The organism is Magnetococcales bacterium, assembly GCA_015231925.1.
GTDB lineage: Bacteria > Pseudomonadota > Magnetococcia > Magnetococcales > JADGAQ01 > JADGAQ01.
Window position 1 is genome coordinate 1 of sequence record JADGAQ010000082.1, and the last position, 17617, is coordinate 17617.

Annotated in this window: 16 protein-coding genes and 1 tRNA gene; 4 read left to right on the plus strand and 13 right to left on the minus strand. The window is 61.5% G+C overall.

What is annotated here, in order from left to right; translation table 11 throughout:
• Positions 1-353 (plus strand): hypothetical protein (locus HQL56_10460; GenBank protein MBF0309939.1); only part of this gene is annotated, 353 nt, incomplete at its 5' end.
• A gap of 305 nt (positions 354-658) precedes the next feature.
• Here HQL56_10460 and htpG read toward each other — a convergent pair.
• The 5 genes from htpG to HQL56_10485 all read right to left on the minus strand — a co-directional run bounded on the left by htpG (position 659) and on the right by HQL56_10485 (position 7385).
• Positions 659-2572, minus strand: a complete 1914-nt coding sequence (htpG, locus tag HQL56_10465; GenBank protein ID MBF0309940.1) for a molecular chaperone HtpG — start codon at positions 2570-2572, stop codon at positions 659-661.
• Positions 2573-2647: 75 nt separating this feature from the next.
• Positions 2648-4159 carry a 4Fe-4S binding protein gene (locus tag HQL56_10470; protein ID MBF0309941.1) on the minus strand — a complete coding sequence of 504 codons (1512 nt, stop codon included), beginning with the start codon at positions 4157-4159 and terminating at the stop codon, positions 2648-2650.
• Positions 4160-4190: 31 nt separating this feature from the next.
• Positions 4191-5138 carry a DUF362 domain-containing protein gene (locus tag HQL56_10475; GenBank protein ID MBF0309942.1) on the minus strand — a complete coding sequence of 316 codons (948 nt, stop codon included), beginning with the start codon at positions 5136-5138 and terminating at the stop codon, positions 4191-4193.
• A gap of 40 nt (positions 5139-5178) precedes the next feature.
• Positions 5179-6123, minus strand: a complete 945-nt coding sequence (locus HQL56_10480) for a hypothetical protein (GenBank protein MBF0309943.1) — start codon at positions 6121-6123, stop codon at positions 5179-5181.
• Between the two features lie 50 nt (positions 6124-6173).
• A complete protein-coding gene (locus tag HQL56_10485; protein ID MBF0309944.1) occupies positions 6174-7385 on the minus strand; it encodes an aldo/keto reductase in 1212 nt (403 codons plus the stop codon).
• Between the two features lie 125 nt (positions 7386-7510).
• Between HQL56_10485 and HQL56_10490 the strand changes: the two genes are divergently transcribed.
• Positions 7511-8296 carry a hypothetical protein gene (locus HQL56_10490; protein MBF0309945.1) on the plus strand — a complete coding sequence of 262 codons (786 nt, stop codon included), beginning with the start codon at positions 7511-7513 and terminating at the stop codon, positions 8294-8296.
• A 45-nt stretch (positions 8297-8341) separates the two neighbouring features.
• On the plus strand, positions 8342-9301 hold the full coding sequence (locus HQL56_10495) for a chemotaxis protein CheV (protein ID MBF0309946.1): 960 nt from the start codon (positions 8342-8344) through the stop codon (positions 9299-9301).
• Here HQL56_10495 and HQL56_10500 read toward each other — a convergent pair.
• From HQL56_10500 to HQL56_10510, 3 genes are all read right to left on the minus strand, one after another.
• The gene (locus tag HQL56_10500; protein MBF0309947.1) at positions 9267-10682 is read right to left on the minus strand and encodes a dipeptidase; all 1416 of its coding nucleotides are present in this window, start codon (positions 10680-10682) and stop codon (positions 9267-9269) included. The genes HQL56_10495 and HQL56_10500 overlap by 35 nt on opposite strands.
• 27 nt (positions 10683-10709) lie before the next feature.
• Positions 10710-11228 (minus strand): histidine phosphatase family protein, encoded by a 519-nt coding sequence (locus HQL56_10505; GenBank protein ID MBF0309948.1) that lies wholly within the window; start codon positions 11226-11228, stop codon positions 10710-10712.
• Positions 11229-11287: 59 nt separating this feature from the next.
• Positions 11288-11362, minus strand: a tRNA-Glu gene (locus HQL56_10510).
• A 170-nt stretch (positions 11363-11532) separates the two neighbouring features.
• Between HQL56_10510 and HQL56_10515 the strand changes: the two genes are divergently transcribed.
• Positions 11533-11844, plus strand: coding sequence for an MTH1187 family thiamine-binding protein (locus HQL56_10515; GenBank protein ID MBF0309949.1), 312 nt, complete (start codon positions 11533-11535; stop codon positions 11842-11844).
• Here the strand turns inward: HQL56_10515 and HQL56_10520 are convergent.
• The 5 genes from HQL56_10520 to HQL56_10540 are packed head-to-tail and all read right to left on the minus strand — an operon-like array spanning position 11834 to position 17388.
• Entirely contained in the window at positions 11834-12646 is an 813-nt protein-coding gene (locus tag HQL56_10520; protein MBF0309950.1) for an alpha/beta hydrolase, read from the minus strand. The two genes, HQL56_10515 and HQL56_10520, sit on opposite strands and share 11 nt — an antisense overlap.
• A gap of 17 nt (positions 12647-12663) precedes the next feature.
• A complete protein-coding gene (locus HQL56_10525) occupies positions 12664-13119 on the minus strand; it encodes an NUDIX hydrolase (GenBank protein ID MBF0309951.1) in 456 nt (151 codons plus the stop codon).
• A 1-nt stretch (position 13120) separates the two neighbouring features.
• On the minus strand, positions 13121-14914 hold the full coding sequence (gene recJ / locus HQL56_10530; GenBank protein MBF0309952.1) for a single-stranded-DNA-specific exonuclease RecJ: 1794 nt from the start codon (positions 14912-14914) through the stop codon (positions 13121-13123).
• Complete coding sequence (locus tag HQL56_10535) at positions 14904-16058, minus strand: hypothetical protein (protein ID MBF0309953.1); 1155 nt, start codon at positions 16056-16058, stop codon at positions 14904-14906. Before HQL56_10535 ends, recJ begins: the two co-directional genes overlap by 11 nt.
• Before the next feature lie 13 nt (positions 16059-16071).
• A complete protein-coding gene (locus HQL56_10540; GenBank protein MBF0309954.1) occupies positions 16072-17388 on the minus strand; it encodes a homoserine dehydrogenase in 1317 nt (438 codons plus the stop codon).
• Positions 17389-17617 lie beyond the last annotated feature (229 nt).

Below are 17617 nucleotides of genomic sequence, written 5' to 3' on the forward strand. Positions count from 1 at the left end.
AAACGGCCAGCTCACTGGAGGCCGTTCCGGAACAGATTCGCCTCATTCCGATCCGTCACGCCTTCGAGAAGGCGATGATGGCCAATATGACGCCGGATGAGATGGAGCTGTACGACAAGGCAGGTATCGCCATAACGGACGCCCGAGGAGCTGTCGAGTTGGCCAGGGAAGAGGGGGAGGCCAGAGGCCGACAGGAAGGCAGAGCAGAAATGCTGCTCGACCAACTTCAAGAACGTTTCGGTTCCGTGCCGGATTGGGTTCGCTTCAAGCTTACTCAGGCTGACTTGGATAGCCTGAAGGAATGGAGCAAGAGAATTTTTGGTGCCAACAAAATTGAGGAGATTTTTCAATAGGCTCCGAAGTGGTGGCCTTCGTGCGGGCCGGATCCGAATTTCGGAAGATTCTCCATTTCCCCAAATTTTGGGCAAAGCGGGGAATGGAAATTTTTCGGTCTTGATCATCGTTTGGGCCAAATCGGTCGGGAAGTTCGGTCAGTTCCGGAAATTGATGACTCTTTCCAACCCGATGCACCTCAAGAGGGTCAATCGCAACGACCCAATGACCGAAACGATGATCAAGGCCGATACAGCACAGGATGATGCAGCCATATCGTCGATCCCCGGCGCGGGGACGAAAACCCCGCGCCGGCCTTCTGCCACTACCCCAGCAAATTCACATACAGGCCGTTCAGCCGCCGCACGAAGCCCGCCGGGTCGGCCAGACGGCCTCCCTCGGTCAGCAGGGCCTGATCGTAAAGAATGTGGCACCAGTCGGCGAAACGGCCTTCGTCGGACTCCTTCTCCAGCCCTTGCACCAGGGCATGGTCGGCGTTCAGCTCCAGAGTGCGCTTGGTCACCGGCACCTCCTGACCCGCCTCCTTGAGCAGCCGCTCCATGGCCACGCTCATCTGATGCTCCTCACCCACCAGGCAGGAGGGGGATTCCGTCAGCCGGGAGGAGATGCGCACCTCCTTGACCCGCTCCTTCAGACATTCCTGCACCCGCTTGACAAAATCCTTGTGGGCTTCGGCCTGGCTCTCCTGACTCTCCTTTTCCTTCTCGTCCTGCAGCTTGCCCAGATCCAGCGCCCCCTGGGAGACGCTCTGCAGCTCCTTGCCCTCGAATTCCGTCAGGTGGCTCACCATCCATTCGTCCACCCGATCCGTGAGCAGCAGAACCTCCACCTCCTTCTTGCGGAAGATCTCCAGATGGGGCGAAGAGAGCGCCGTCTCCCGAGACTCGCCCAGCACATAGTAGATCTTCTCCTGCCCCTCCTTCATGCGCTTGACATAGTCGGCCAGACCGAACACCTGCCCCGCGCCGGGATCATGGGAAGAGGCGAAACGCATCAGTTTGGCCAACCGCTCCCGGTTGGCGTAATCCTCGATGAGCCCCTCCTTCATGACCACGCCGAACTGACGCCAGAAGGTGGCGAACTTCTCCGGCTCCTTCTCGATCAACTCCTCCACCAGACCCAGCACCCGGCTCACCGCCCCCTTGCGGATGGTCTCCACCACCTGGTTGTGCTGCAGAATCTCCCGGGAAACGTTGAGGGGCAGGTCCGCCGAATCCACCAAACCGCGCACGAAACGCAGGTAACGCGGCAGGATCTCCTCGGCACAATCCATGATGAAGACCCGCCGCACATAGAGCTTCAGCCCCTCCCGACGATCCCGGTCCCACATGTCGAAGGGGGCTCGCTGGGGAAGATAGAGCAGCAGGGTGTATTCGTACTTGCCCTCCAGCCGGGCGTGCAGATGGGCCAGAGGATCCTGGTAGTCGTGGGAAAGGTGTTTGTAGAAGCCGTTGTAATCTTCGGCGGTCAATTCGGATTTGGGACGCATCCACAAGGCCTGGGCGCGGTTGACCGTCTCCCACTCCACCTCGGCGGGCTCTTTCTCCTCGCCCTCTTCGCCCTTCTCCTTGTCCTTGGGCAGGAGAATGGGCCAGGAGAGGTGGTCGGAGAATTTGCGCACGATGCTGCGCAGTCGCCAGCCGTCGAGAAACTCCTCCTCCCCCTCCTTGAGATGCAGCACCACTTCCGTGCCCCGTTGCGGCACTTCCACCGTCTCCAGGGTGAAGGTGCCGTCTCCGACGGACTCCCAACGCACTCCCTCCTCGACCGGCGCACCAGCCCGACGGGTGATCAGGCTGACCCGGTCGCTGACGATGAAGGCCGAGTAGAAACCCACACCGAACTGGCCGATGAGCTGGGCATCCTTGACCTGATCCCCGGAAAGGGCCTTGAGAAACTCTTTGGTGCCGGATCGGGCGATGGTGCCGATGTTGTGTTGCACCTCCTCCCGGGTCATGCCGATGCCCTTGTCCCGAATGCGCAACTCCCGCTTCTCCTTGTCGAAGGAGATGGCGATGGTCATTTCGGGGTCGCCTTCGTAAAGGGAGTCCCTGGAGAGGGCTTCGAAGCGCAGCTTGTCCGAAGCGTCCGAGGCATTGGAGATCAGCTCCCGCAGGAAGACCTCCTTGTTGCTGTAGAGGGAATGGATCATCAGATCCAGCAGTTGCCGGACTTCGGTCTGGAACGGCAGCGATTCCTTATGGGCGGTAACGGTCATAATCGACTCCACTGAAAGTGAGGCCAAACGGGAATGGCCTCTCATATATGCACGATACGCGGTAAAATCCAGTGGTCAACGGGACGGGACGCCATTTTTCAACAGCATCTGATTGGCGCTGGAGCGGGTCTCCCCCACGGAGGTGACGCGAATGGCCGCCATATCGGTCACGGGGCACTTGTTTTCGCAGATGCCGCAGCCAATGCAGAGGCCGGGATCGACATAGGGCTGTTTCAAGGCGACGGGCTGGCCGTTGCGACCCGGCAGTTCCACTTTTTTGTACCAGATGGCCTTGGGAGAGGTGGGACAGACCTCTTCGCACACGATGCAGGGGGTGTGCATGGCCCAGGGCAGGCAACGCCCCTGATCAAAGAAGGCGGTACCCAGTTTGACGGGTTTGGCGTGGGGCGGAGAGCCCAGTTTTTCGGCCACGGAGATGGCCCGGATGGCCCCGGTGGGACAGACTTGCCCACACAACACGCAGTGGTGTTCACAATAGCCCCGATGGTTGATCAGCACCGGAGTCCACAACCCGTTCAGGCCCCCTTCCAGAAGGGCGGGTTGCAACACATTGGTGGGGCAAACCCGCATGCACTGGGCGCACTTGATGCATCGCGCCAGAAAGTCCGCCTCCGGCAGGGAACCGGGTGGACGGATCACCCCCGGCATCGCTGCCGCATGGGAGGAGAGGGCCGCGTTGGCCATGGGATGGAAGACCGCCACCGCCACGACGGTTTCCAGCAGGCGGCGTTTATCCAGATCCAGAGAACGATGCACCGAATCACCTTCCGCCACCATCCCGTAACGCAAGGCCCCTTCCGGACACTGTTCCAGGCAGTTGAAACAGAGGTGGCACTCGCTGACCCGCAGGCGGTCGTGGGGGTCACACCCCCCCTGGCAAAACTCCAGACACTTCTTGCAGCCGGTGCAGGCCGCCACGTTGCGGCGGATGCGGAACGGCGAGACCAGGGCCGCCACACCCAACAAGGCCCCCAAGGGACAGATCACCCGGCACCAGAAACGGGGCAGGATCCGGTTGGCCACGATCAGGGCGATGAAGAGCAGGGCCAGAACCACCCCACCCTGGAACAGCGGTGCCTGCAGGTAGACCGGGAGCCCCACCGCATTGGCCGCCGGGAACAGCCCGGCGATAAACGAGCGGGTCACCAGGGCAATGGGGTCTAAAAGCCCGGTTTGCAGGGCCCCGCCCGCCGCCAGGATCAGCAGAATCGCCAGCAGGTAATATTTCAGGCGGAAAGACGGACGGTAGGCGTTGAGGGTGTAGTGTTCGGAAGGCCGCAAACCGCTCCACAACCAGCCGGTGAACTGGTTGAGGATGCCCAGCGGACAGATCCAGGAACAGAAAAAGCGCCCGAAAAAGAAGGTGGGCAGCAGAATCACCAGGGCCCAGGCCATGCCCTGGTAGAGGGTGCCGCTGGTCAGCCAGCCCGCCAGAGCGGTCAGGGGATCGGCCTGGAGAAAGAGGTCGACGGCGTAGCCCTGCAAGCGTTTGAAATCGGAAAGCCAGAGGAAGAGCAGAAACAGCCCCAGGAAAAAGGCGGCATACAGGCGACGGAGAGCCCTCAAACGGGGCATCCCCAGGCCCGTTGTTCCCCCGTCAACCGATTTGGGATTCCACCACATTCAGGCTTCTCCAGTCGGGCGTACCGAGACCACGGGCGTGGCCCAGCGCCAGATAAGGCACCTGGGTCGGCTGCAAGTCGAAAAATCGCAGACTCCAGGAGTCGATGGCCACCTCGTCGAGACCGGCCACCAGGGTATTCTCTTCGGAGACATCGTCCGGATTGCCGCCGGTGGGACCGTTGCGCTTCAACACCCGGGTGGCATCCATCACCGTCAGGGTGGGGCGCATGGCCGAAGCCAGATCGGCGATGGAGGTGTGGATATCCTGATGCAGTTGATTGCGTCGCCCGCCGATCATGCCGTACCAGTTCTTCATGGCCAGGGTGCAGCCGCTGAGGGAGTGGTGTTTGGCCACCGGGATATTGATCACCTTGTCCGCTTCGTGGAGAAAGCGCACCACCGGCCACTCCTTCAACATCTGGCCGTCCATCCGGGTCAGGACAAAATCGTTCTGCCCCGGCAGGATCACCTGGCCACCGGCCTCCCTGGCGGCCTGCTCGATGCCGCTGCGCTGGAAACAGCGCGGTGGATCGTTGAGGGAGAAGTCGCTGACCTGAACCCGTTTGGCGCCCGCCTCACGGCAAAGGCGGACCAGCGCGGCCACCACTTCCGGATTGGTATTGGCCGCCTGCTGGGGCTGACGGTCCCAACCGATGTTGGGTTTGAGCAGCACCGTATCGCCCTTGGCGATGAAACGCGACATGCCGCCGAGCTTCTCCACCGCCTCCCGCACCATGGCCTCAACCCGCTGCCCCCGCACCACGGCCAGCACCGGGTAGTGGGGATCCGCCGCCACGCGAAAATCCTTGAGGGTGCGCGCCACCACCGGATCGTGGCGCACCGGTTCCCGACTGAAGACCAACCAGCCCCCCGCGCCGGTGCCCACAGCCAAACCGCCCGCCAGGGCCAACTCCCGCAACAAGCGGCGTCGTGACCAGTCGCTTTCCAGAACCGCTTCTTTCCTACGGCTTGGCGTCATGGCTCGCAAAGAGGGCAATCGCCCTTCCCAGTTCCTCGTCAAAGGGTTGGAACACCCCGAAAAGCCCCTCTTTCAGCGGCACGTAGAACCACTCCCCTTCGTAAGGATCGCGCACACGGGTAAAAGAGAGCCCCTGAGTGGAAACGGTCTCGAAGGAAATCCCCTCCCCCTGGAGAAAGGCCTCCAGTTTGCCGAGCAACGCCGCATGATTCTCCGGCTTGCCGGGAGCCAGAAAGGTCGGGAAGGATTTCTCCCCCCCTTCCCGAACAAAGCTCTTCTCGATGCAATTATTCAGAAACGGCATGCCCCGGTAGCTCTCCTTGATGAAGCGCATGCCCGTTTCCCGCCCCAGTTCGGGAAAGCGGAAGACGGCTTTGGCCGTGGCCCCGAAACGTTTGCCGGCAAGGGTGTGAATGGCCTGAGCCAGCGCCAACATCTGCTCTTCGGCCTGCGGTGAAAACGTACTCATCTTCACGAAGAGCGGTCCGGAGATGAAGCGCAAGCCTCCACCCACCCGAAAGCCCGAATCCCCCACGGCCACCGGAACCGCCTGCTCCCCGGCTTCGTCCATCAGCACACCGAAGGCATGCAGCGGCTCCCCCATGTGGAAAAGGTCCACCACCAGCATGGGCTGGGTCGCCCCGGCAGGGCCGTACTCCCCGACCGCGAGTTGCTGAAATCCGGCGCTGCGGAAGTACTCCGCATGGCCGTTGATGTACTCGTAAAGATTCTCACTACCATAATGGCGGACCGGTTCCAGACGGGAAAAGTTCCCGGACCGGGGTGGGAAAAGGGCGGCAAGTCCCTGTTCCTTCCTGGCGGCGGTAAAATCGAGCAGATCGGCATCGTAGCGCTGCCCGTCCCAATAGATCGCCAGGGTCAGGAGCGGCAGGAGGAGGAGCAGAACCAGGCGCACCCACGGGGGCACTCCCTGATTCGGCTCCTCCTTTATGGGGGAACTCTCCGTCAAGGCCGGTCTCAGACCGTCCAGGAGAGGCTGCGATGGGCGGCCCGCAACTTCTCGCCCACCGGAAGCCCGTGGGGGCAGGCGTTGCTGCAGGCTTCGTCCGCGCAACTTCCGCAGACGGCGGCGGGATGTTCCAGGGCGGCGTAGGATTGCATGGCCCGTTTTTCGTCACCGTAGGATTCGAAGTACATCTGGTAACGCAGGATCGAGGCGATATCCACGCCGTGAGGACAAGCCGGTTCGCAATCGCCGCAACCGGTCCGGCAGTAGTCGTTGCCGTAGAGTCCGGCGTAATGGTCGAGAACCCGTTGGTCCGCCTCGGCGAATTTGGCCCCGGATGCCCCCAGGAAAAGGTCCAGATCCGGAACGCTTTTCATGGTCACCACCAGGCCCGCCACCTCCGGATGGCGCAGAACCCATTTGAATGCGGCATGTTCGAAGGGAACGCCACCGACTTCGATCCCCGTCTCCTTGGCCCCGACCAGGGTCTTCATGGCGATGACGCCCACATGGTTCTGGTGGGCTATCTTGATCACCTCGGGTACCTTGGGGAACTTCAGGAAGTTGAAGGCCACCATGATCAGATGGTAGTGCATGGACTGCACGGCCGTCAGCAACAGATCTTCCAACATGTTGGGCCCATGGGAGGAGACGGCCAGAAAACGCACCTTGCCGGCTTGTTTGAGCTGGTAGAAGGCCTCCAGCATGTTGGAGTCGGTCAGGCGCTGCCGCTCCTTTTCCACATCCCGCCCTTCGCCGATGGCGTGAACGAAGACCACGTCGAGATAATCGGTATTGAGCCGTTTCAGACTGCCTTCCACCGCACCCACATAGTCGGCCACGCCGGAGCCGAGGGGCAGATGTCCGGGATAGGGATCCGGCTTGCAAAACTTGGATGCTATGAAAAACTTCTCCCGATCTCCGGGACGGGCCTTGATGGCCTCTCCGATGAAGGTTTCGCTCTGACCGTAATCGGGAGCGGTATCAAAATAGTTGATTCCGCGATCCAATGCCCGCAGAATCATGGAAGCGGAAGGCAGTTTTCCGGCCCCGAAGGAGATATCGCTGATCTTGAGCCCGGTTTTCCCCAGGGTGCGAAACTGCTGTACCCGGGCTTTTCCGCTGTCGGCGGCCAGTCGGGTTTCCGCCCGGACAGGTGTCGCCCCCAACGCGGCGCTCGTGGCCAAAGCAACGGATGATTTGATAAAATCCCGGCGTTCCATGGTCGCAATGGTCCCTTCTTGAAATAAGGAAGACAAAAAGCCCCGTCACAGTTTCCGGTTTTTTGGCGAATAAGACAAGCGGAACCGTTCCCCCTTTCCGGATCACCTCCAACCAGGTCACTCTCATGATGAACCGTTCCGACAGCACTGCACTGGTTCTCCTGCGTTCCGAAGAGGCCAAGAGCCTGATCGGTCTGGCGGTTTCACGCCTGCCCCAGGTGCAGCAAGCCCTCGGGCAAGGACGCATTGTCATCGTCGGGGGTAGCACCACCCGTCATGTGGTGCGTCACCTGCTCGGCGAAGACCCGGGACGCGACAGCTTCGCCGTGGGATGGATCAAGGAAGGACTCCTGGGGGAATCCCCTCCCTCCGGTCGGGGCAAGGGGCCGTTCCTTCTGGAAAACGGCCAGTGGCAGCGCGGCTGGCCGGGTGAAGTCCTGCAACGTTTCACTGTCGGCGACCTCTACATCAAAGGCGCCAACGCCATCGACCCCGAAGGGCATGCCGCCATCCTCATGGCCTCTCCCCAGGGGGGCACCATCGGCGTAGCCTGGCCCCTGCTCCAGGCCCGCGGTTGCGAACTGATCGTTCCGGTCTCCCTGGCCAAACTGATCCCTTCCGTGGCCAAAGCCGCGCCCCTGCTCGGTCAGGGACGGGTGCAACGGGTCATGGGTTCCCCCGTCGGCCTGATGACCATTCCCGCCGGATGCGCCACGCTGATCAGCGAAATCCAGGCCTTTCAGATGCTTTTCGGACTCACGGCCACCCTGGTGGCCGCCGGGGGATTGGACGATTGCGAAGGCGCCCTCTGTTTTCACCTTGCCGGAACTGCGGAAAATTGCGATAAGGCATGGAACTTCCTGGAAAAAGAACGTGCCAACTCCCTTGATCCATGCCAAAATGGTCGTTGAAGGGACGCTTTCCAACGGATTATAAAGAGAAACGAAGGAGATTCCATGGCCAAGCAAGAAGCCGATTTCATGGCGGAAATTGAACAACGTACCCGTCTGGCCTTCACTAACCAGATGGAAATGTTGACCTTCTACCTCTCCGACAGTCAACAATACGGCATCAACGTCTTCAAGATCATCGAGGTTATCGAGACTCCCAAAACGATTACCAAGGTGCCCCAGTCCCACCCCTCCATCGTGGGAGCCATCAACTTCCGCGAAAAACTGGTTACCGTCATCGATCTTTCCAAGGCCTTGCGCCTGGAACCCGTCGATTTTCGTCATTCATTAAGCTATATCATCATTTGCGAATATTCGAACAGCACGCAGGGCTTCATGGTCACCCGACCCAACAAGCTTCTGAACAAGAGCTGGGAAGACATCAAAACTCCCAGCCGCTCCTTCCAGCAGGACGGCTACCTGACCGCCATCACCTACGACGACGACGGGCAATCGATTCAGATTCTGGATGTGGAAAAGATCCTGGGCGAAATCATCGGCATCGACAATCAGGTGGACGAAACCCTGATCAAGGAAGGGCAGTCGCATCGTATCGAGAACTTCCACGTTCTGGCGGTGGACGACTCCCGGGCCGCCCGGGTTCTGCTCGACAACAGCCTGACCCAACTGGGGGTCAAACACGAACTCTACGAAGACGCCCAAAAGGCCCTGGACGCGCTGAAAGCCTCCATGCGGCCCGAATCCACCCGTCGTTTCTGCCTCATCATCTCCGATATCGAGATGCCCGGCATGGACGGATTCACCTTCACCCGCACCGTCAAAGCCGACCCGGAGCTGGCGCGCATCCATCTGGTGCTGCACAGCTCCATGAGCAACCAGGCCAACCAGGTCAAGGCCCAGCAGGTGGGGGCGGACGCCTTCATCGCCAAATTCCAACCCGATGAGATCGCCCGCGTGGTTCTGGATCAGATCAAGAAGGCCGAAGCCAATCCCGATTGCCGATAAGAAGTTCCTTGGAGGTGGTTCCAAGAGAGTGCATCAGACGAACCAGGGCATCGGCCCCCTTGTAAAAGGTGGGCAGATGCAGGTTCTCGTTGGGGGAATGAGCCTTGGCGTCCGGCAAACTGAAGCCGATCAGCAGAGTCTGCGCCCCGAGTACCTCCTTGAAATCGGCCACGATGGGAATGGAAGCCCCCTCGCAAACCCGGTAGGGCGCCGCGCCGAAGGTCTCTTCCAGGGCGCGACAGGCCAATTGCAGGGCCTGCCAGTCACGGGGAACGGCCACACTGCGACCCCCACCCGGAAACCGCCTGATGCGGATGGAGAGGCCTTCGGGAGCCTGACGCTGCAGGTAATCCGACAGCAGAGTCGCCATGACCTCTGGATCCTGGTCAGACACCAGACGCATGGAGAGTTTGGCCCAGGCCTTGGAGGGCAGCACCGTCTTGCTACCCGGACCGGTGAAACCACCCCACAGGCCGTTGATTTCCAGGGTCGGTCGCAGCCAGATGCGCTCCAGCAAGCTGTATTCCGTCTCTCCCCAACCCGAAGTGAGGCCCAGTTCGGCCAGATAGGCGACCTCGTCGAAGGGAATGGCCGCCAACTCCCGTCGCACCTCGTCGGATAAGGGCGCCACCTGATCGTAGAAGCCCGGAACAACCACTTTGCCCTGATCATCCTTCAACCCCGCCAGAAGGCGGGCCAATCCCTCCACGGGATTGAGTACGGCCCCTCCGTAGGTTCCGGAGTGAAGATCCCGGCAGGGACCGGTGGCCTCGACCTCCAGTTGGGTCAAACCCCTCAATCCCACGGTGATGGCCGGCTGGTCGATGCCCCACATGGCCGTATCCGAAACCACCACCACATCGGCCTGCAGCGTCTTCCGATTGGCCTCCAGATAGGGTCTCAGATGGGGACTGCCGATCTCCTCCTCCCCATCGACCAGTACCACCACATTCAACGGCAGCCGCCCTTCGGTGCGCATCAAGGCCTCCAGCGCCTGGATGTGCATCAGAATCTGCCCCTTGTCGTCGGCGCTGCCACGCGCCACGAGGCGGTCATCCTCGATCCAGGGGGAAAAGGGATCCTCCTTCCACTCGGAGAGGGGATCCACCGGTTGCACATCGTAGTGGCCGTATATCAACAGCGTCGGTTTGCCGGGAGCCCCGCGCCACTCCCCCAAAACCAGAGGAGCCCCGTCGGTCTCCTCCACCAACACCGGACTCAGCCCGGCGCGACGCATCAGCCTGGCGCAATGATCGGCACAGGACTCCATATCACGCTGCCGGCGGGAATCGGAGGAGATGGAGGGAAAACGCAGGAATTCCTCCAACTCCTTGAGACGCTTGGCTTTGGTTTCGGCCAGGTAGGAGAGGGCTCGTTCCATACGGCCTCCAAAAAGGAATTGCCGTTCTCAGGAAAGATCGGCTGGATGCTGAATCGTAATCAGGGAAGCGCAACCGGCTTGCAGAGTGGACCAGTCCTCGGGCATCTTCAGTTGCACCACCGTAGCGGTACGCACCAAGCCGGACTCGAAAACGCTATCGGACTGGGGAACGGAATTGGCCAGAAAGGAGGAGAGAAATTCAAGACCGGGATTATGCCCCACAAGCAGGACCGTCTTGGCCTTTTTGGGAACTTCGGCCAGAACTTCCAGAAGCTCATCGGTGTCCGCCCCGTAGATCCGGGCGTCCCAAACAATGCGCTTGCGTTTGAAACCCAGAGTTTCGCAGACCAGAGTGACGGTCTCCCGCGCACGGGTGGCGGGGGAAGAGACCACATGATCGGGCACCAGATCCTCGGATAGCAGCCAGCGGCCCATACGCGGGGCATCACGCTGTCCACGAGCGGCGAGAGGGCGCTCGAAATCGGTGGGGGCACCCGTATCCCAGGCCGATTTGGCATGTCGCATGATCAGCAGTTGACGGGACATGGCTACTCGTTTGATGTCTGATGCGGATCCAGTTGAGATCCCTTGGCCAGGAGATCCCTTGGCGTCCCGTACGGGAATCGAACCCGTGTTGCCGGCGTGAAAGGCCGGTGTCCTGACCCCTAGACGAACGGGACGTGGGCCCACGGGTCAGGAGGATTTTCCCTCCATCCCCGCGCTTGGAGCGACACATTAAATCGAAGTCTCCCCGAAGGCAACCAATTATCTCGCTTCGGGTTGTCTTTCCCCGGAAATTATTGTAACCCACTCCCCAGGAGCCATTTTTTTCCCTCGGAAGGAGCCTGACATGAGCGTCTTGCTGGAATTCTCCATGACCCCGCTGGACAAGGGTGAGAGCGTCAGCCCCTATGTGGCCCGTTCTCTGGATATCATCGACCGGTCAGGACTGCCCTACCGTCTCGGCCCCATGGGAACCTGCATCGAGGGCGAATGGGACGAGGTTCTGGAGGTGGTCAAAGCCTGCTATCAACGCATGACCGAGGATTGCAACCGCGTCAGCGTCAGCATCAAGGCCGATTGCCGTCGCGGGGGGACCAATCGCCTGGAAGGTAAGATCGCCAGTATCGAGGAGAAGCTGGGACGCAAGATCAATTCCTGAAGCCGGCCCTTGCGAAGAAACGACGCAGTTCGGCCGCACCGCTCACCGGATCCCAAGTCAGGCAACGGTTGTGGTCCCCCCGGGTCCAGAAGAGCGTTTTAGGCCCGGCGGCTGCGTCATGAAGACGCTGACCATGAACGGGAGGCACCACGCGATCATCCCGGCAATGCACGATCAGGGTGGGCGCCTGAATCTCCTTCAGCCGTGAGACGTTGTCGAAGCGATAGCGTGTCAGCCGACCCACCGGCAACCAGGGGTAGTGTTCCTGAGCCACATCCACCAGCGAGGAGAAGGCCGACTCCAGCACCAATCCCGCCGGAGCCTGCCGATCGGCCAGCCAGGTCGCGGGCCCCCCTCCCAGGGAAAATCCGTACAGGACGATACGTTCGGGTGCGACACCCCGCGCCTGGCGCAAATAGTCCCAGGCGGTCAGCACATCGTCGTAAAGGTTTTGTTCGGTGGGTCGTCCCGGACTTTTGCCGTAGCCGCGATAGTCGAAAAACAGAACCGGGGCACCCACTTCCCGAAACAGCGCGGCATGGGCCGCCAATGAGCCTATATTGCCCGTGTTGCCGTGACAAAAGAGAATGACCGGGGACTGGGGATCCCGTCCGGCCAGCCACCAGGCGTGGATGCGCCGCTTCCCCGTCCCCATCCACACCTCTTCATACGGCAATTGCCAATCAGCCGGGGTGACATCGAGGATCCTGTCGGGATGAAAGAGCAACTTCTCCTGGAACAGATACATGCCCAGACAAATCGCGCCGTAGGCCCCCAACAGGGATGCCAGCCAGATGGCCATTCACTCCCCCATGGCAGTCAAACGTTTCGTTCCTGCAAAAATAGCGGCAGTTCTTCGAGCATCTCCCGCAACCGGGACTCCTCCACCCGTTCGATGGCCTCGTCCAGATCGACCCATTCCCGATCCCGATCCATTTCAAGCCACTCATCGAGAACCTCCTCGACGATCATGACAAAACATTCCACTTCGCAGACGCCGCCCCACTTCCGATAGCGGTAGGTACCCATGACCTCCGGAAGAATTTCACCGGCAATCCCCGCCTCTTCCAGAGCCTCCTTGGCCGCCGATTCCGCCGGGGTCATCCCCTCTTCCACAATGCCTTTTGGCACGATCCAGCGGCGACGGCTGCGCGAGGTGACAAGACAAACCTGCAACGCACCCTGAAAAAATCGACACGGGATCACCGCCGATTGGCGATAGGCGGATTGGGGCAACAGCGCGGCGATTCCGTCCCGGAAAAAGGCGCTGTCCATGTCACCTCCCCGCCCCGAGCAGGCTGGTCGAGGCCGGACGGGCATCGGAAATAACCATCTGGATGGTGTCACGTTCCCGATAGCGATTGACCCGTAGCGTACCCACCACGTCGACCGGCTGCCGGCTGGTCAGCAACCCCCGTCCCAACGGACCCGGCAGACAGCGGAAAGCCACACCGTTCACCGTATTGCCGGATTCGTCGCACAGCTGGCAGCCCACATGACGTTCCTTCATGTTGCGAGGCATGACCACCCGCACCCGGGGCAGCAGGAAAACCGGCTCCGGATTGCCCCGCCCGAAGGGTTGCAGTCGTTGCAACTGCTGCAGCAGCTCCGGTCCGACGGCGGATACCGGCAGGACGCCATCCATCACCAACGTCGATTCGAAAAGATCCGGAGGATTGGTGATGCGCAGAGTTCTTTCGAACCCCTCGCAAAAAGTGGCAATCTGCTCGCGGGTGATGGTCAGTCCGGCGGCGGCCACATGGCCACCGAACTGAATCAGGCTGGCCGATTGCTCCCCGATGGCGGCATAAAGGTCGATACCCGGAATGGAACGACCCGATCCCTTGCCAATGCCCTGGGCATCCAGACTGATGATGATGGTCGGACGGCAAAAGCGTTCCGCCAGACGGGAGGCGACGATGCCCACCACGCCGGGGTGCCAGCCTTCACCGACAGCGGTCAATCCATAGCGCTCCTCGGGGTTGCCCTGGTCGAGAATCTGCTGCAGGGCGGCCTGGAAGATATGCTCCTCCAGTTGTTTGCGCTCCTGATTGGAACGGTCCAGAATGGCGGAGATCTCCCGGGCGCGTTCGGCATCTTCGGTGTAGAGCAGCTCCGATCCCAGATCACCCCGTCCCAAACGCCCCCCGGCGTTGATCCGTGGCCCGATCTGGAAACCCACCATGCCCGAATCGAGGGAGGCCCCCTCCTGCCCAACCGGAAGCGAAAGACGCTCCATCATGGCCCGCAGTCCGGTATTGCTCCCTTCCGACAGCACCCGCAGCCCCGAAGCGACCAGCAGCCGGTTCAGCCCGGTCAGAGAGGCCACATCGGCGATGGTCCCCACCGCGACCAGATCGAGCAGACGTTTCAGGTCCGGCTCGGGACGATCGGCAAACCAGCCTGTCTCCCGCAAGGCCCGATTCAGGGCCACCGCCAGATAGAAGGCCACCCCCACCCCGGCCAGCTCCTTGCAGGGAAAACTGTCGTCCTTGCGGTTGGGATTGATCACCGCCACCGCATCCGGCAGGGTATCCCCCGGTTGATGATGGTCCGTGACGATGCAATCCAATCCCCAACCCGCAGCCAGACGAATGGGCTCATGGGCGGAGATGCCGCAATCCACGGTGATGATCAGGGAGACCCCCTGCTCCTTCAGGATGCGGAATGCCTCGGCATTGGGACCGTAACCCTCTTTCATGCGGTCGGGAATATAGACCGCCAGCTCCACCCCCAAGAGGCGGAAATAGCGTACCAGCAGAGCCGAGGAGGTGGCGCCGTCCACGTCGTAGTCCCCGAATACCGCAAGCTTCTCCCCCTTTTCCAGGGCACGAATCAGGCGGGCCACGGCGGCATCCATGTCTTTCAGTCCCGAGGGATCGACGAGATCCTGCAATCGGGGCATAAAAAACCGCCGCGCCTCCTCGACGGAATCGAGTTTGCGGAAGGCCAGCAACGGGGCGAAATAGGCCCCCAAGCCCATCTCCTCGCAAAGCGATTCATGGAGCGCGGAGCCTGCGATACGCATGCGCCAGCGGCGACGCAAGAATGAAAAACCCTCATCCCCCATCCAGTTTACTCCACAAGGTCGCCAATTCCGCGCCCGAATGGCCGGAACCGCCACCGAACCGCCCACGGTGCCAGAATCGACGGGGAGAGGCAACACCCTTTGCGCCAATGGCCGCCCAGGGAACCTCGCCGGCGATCTCGCGCCCTCCCGAAGCGACCGGGTAGCCCCCCAGCACCAGAACCCCGCGCCCAAGACGCTGACACAGGCGACCAAGGGGTTGCAGCCACTCCCGATCCAGGGTGGTCAACAAGCGCCCGCGCTCTTCCGCCAAACCGTGGTGCAGCAGGGTGGCCGGCATGTCCAGGTGAATCACCGCCGACCCCTGACGCAATGCCGCTTCCAGGGCCGCCTCCGGCCAGGGGGACCCCACCTCCGGCGCACCATGCCAGACGACCCCGCCGCCCCCGGCAGCCCCCGCCACCCAGGGAGAACGGCTCCAAACGTGCCGGATATCGCCAAAAGCCTCCCGGAGCGGGGCACAGGCGTTCAGAGCACCAACACCGTAAATCCAGGGGGTATTCAGGGACAACCGACCCGCATCCAGGCGAAGCCGGTTCTCCTCACAGCGCGCCAACAGCATCTGACCGGCCAGGAGAAGGCGATGCAACAGGGCGGCATCCGGCCCGGCTGGAAGGCAATCGGCGGCAGACTCCCCTTCCAGCCACTCGACGGGAAAACTCCGGAGCCTCAGGGCTTCGCCATGTTTGGCCAACACCATTCCCCGGGAAGCCGTGATCACGGACCAGCCCTCCCGGCTCCATTCCGATCGCACCAACTCACCGAGGCGAGCGATCTCCGCCTCGTTCTGTCCGGTCCTCTCGGGGGAGATGAAGAGCAACTTGTCCTGTTTTCGCAGCCAGTGCGCCCAGACGACCAGAGCCCAGGTCTCTTGGGGCAAGACCTCCTGCCCCAAAGCCTGTGCCGCCAGTGCCGCCAGGGGGGGATCCTGCTCCCCCCGATACCAGGCGCCCTCACCCCGTAACAGCATCAGAAGCGGTTCTCCGGGAAAACGGGGACGCTCCGGCGCACCCGAAAGGATGCCCGTCTTGCCCCGTTGGGCCACACCTTGCAGCCAGGGACAGATTTCCGAGAAATCCCCCTGTCCCGCAACGTGCCATCCTTCCAGAAAAACCAGAACGGGCATGCGTCAATACGCCCTAGGCCGGCATCTCCTCGATGCGGATCATGAATGGACCCTCCCGAAGCGATTCGAGAAGGCGGAACTGTCGCAGACACTGCTGCACCTGCCGTTCCTCGGTCTGGTGCGTCACCATGACCAGCGGCACGGCAGCCACCTTGGCGTTCGGCGTCTGATGGATGGCGCTGATGGAGACCCGGTTGCTCTTCAAAATGGTGGTCACATCCGCCAACACCCCCGGAACATCTTCCACCGTCATGCGAATATAGTAGCGGCCCTGCAACGCCTCGACGGGTTCCACATCCTGGGGCAGCGGCTTGCCGCCCAACAGAAAGCCTGCCCCGGGCAATCGCGGTTCCTTCTGACCGGCCCGGAGATTGCGGGCAATGTCGATGAGATCGGCCACCACCGCGCTGGCGGTGGGAGCGCTGCCCGCCCCGCGACCGTAGAAAAGGGAGGTTCCGGCGTGGCTGCCATGGGTCAGAATGGCGTTGAAGACCCCGTTCACCGAGCCCAACATGCTGTTGGCCGGCACCATGGCGGCATGCACTCGCAGAGAAAGGGCCGACTCCTTTTGCTTGGCAATGCCCAGCAGCCGGATGCGAAAGCCCATCTCCCTGGCCCAGGCGATGTCCACATCGGAAATATTGCGAATGCCCTCGATATGTAGTGAGGAGAATTCCACCGGCGTATCAAAGGCCAGGGCCGCCAGCAGGGCCAGTTTGTGGGCTGCGTCGATGCCGTCGATGTCGAGCCCCGGATCAGCCTCGGCGTAGCCCTGCTCCTGGGCCTCTTTCAATACCTGACCGAAGGGCAATCCCTCATTGAGCATGCGGGTCAGGATATAGTTGCAGGTACCGTTCAGAATCCCGTAAAGCGATTCAATGCGGTTGGCTGCCAACCCTTCCCGCAGTGCTTTCACGATAGGCACCGCACCGGCGACGGCCGCTTCGAAGCCCAACTCCCGATGGCACTCCCGAGCCAGGGCGAACAGATCCGCCCCCTGCTCCGCCAGAAGCGCCTTGTTGGCCGTCACCACATGTTTTCCCGCCAGCAACGCCTCCCGCACGAACTGACGCGCCGCCGTGACGCCGCCGATCAACTCCACCACCACGTCGATATCCTCGCCGCGCACCACCCGATCCACCTCGGCGGTCAGCGGCACCCCTTGCAGATCCACATCGTGGGCTTGCCCCGGATCCCGGTCGGCGATATGCACGAGTTGCAGCGGCATCCCGGCCCGATTTTCCAACAGTGCCGCCTGTTCCAGCAGCAACCGGGCCGTACCCTTTCCCACCGTTCCAAATCCCAGGATTCCAATGCGCAAGGCTTGCAAGGCGAAATCTCCCCGTTAAATCGTCCGAACCATCAGTGCCTGTTGACAATCACCCTATTTTGGCCCCTGGCGGCGTTGCAATCCGGTTCGGAATGCTCCTGTAGAGGACCACATTCCGCCTCCTCACCGTCTTGCGCCCTGCCAGGAACCAAAATCGGACGATTGTCCACACGCCCTAGGGCGTGTTGACATTCACCATCTTTTGGTCCCTGGCCGCGTTGCAATCCGG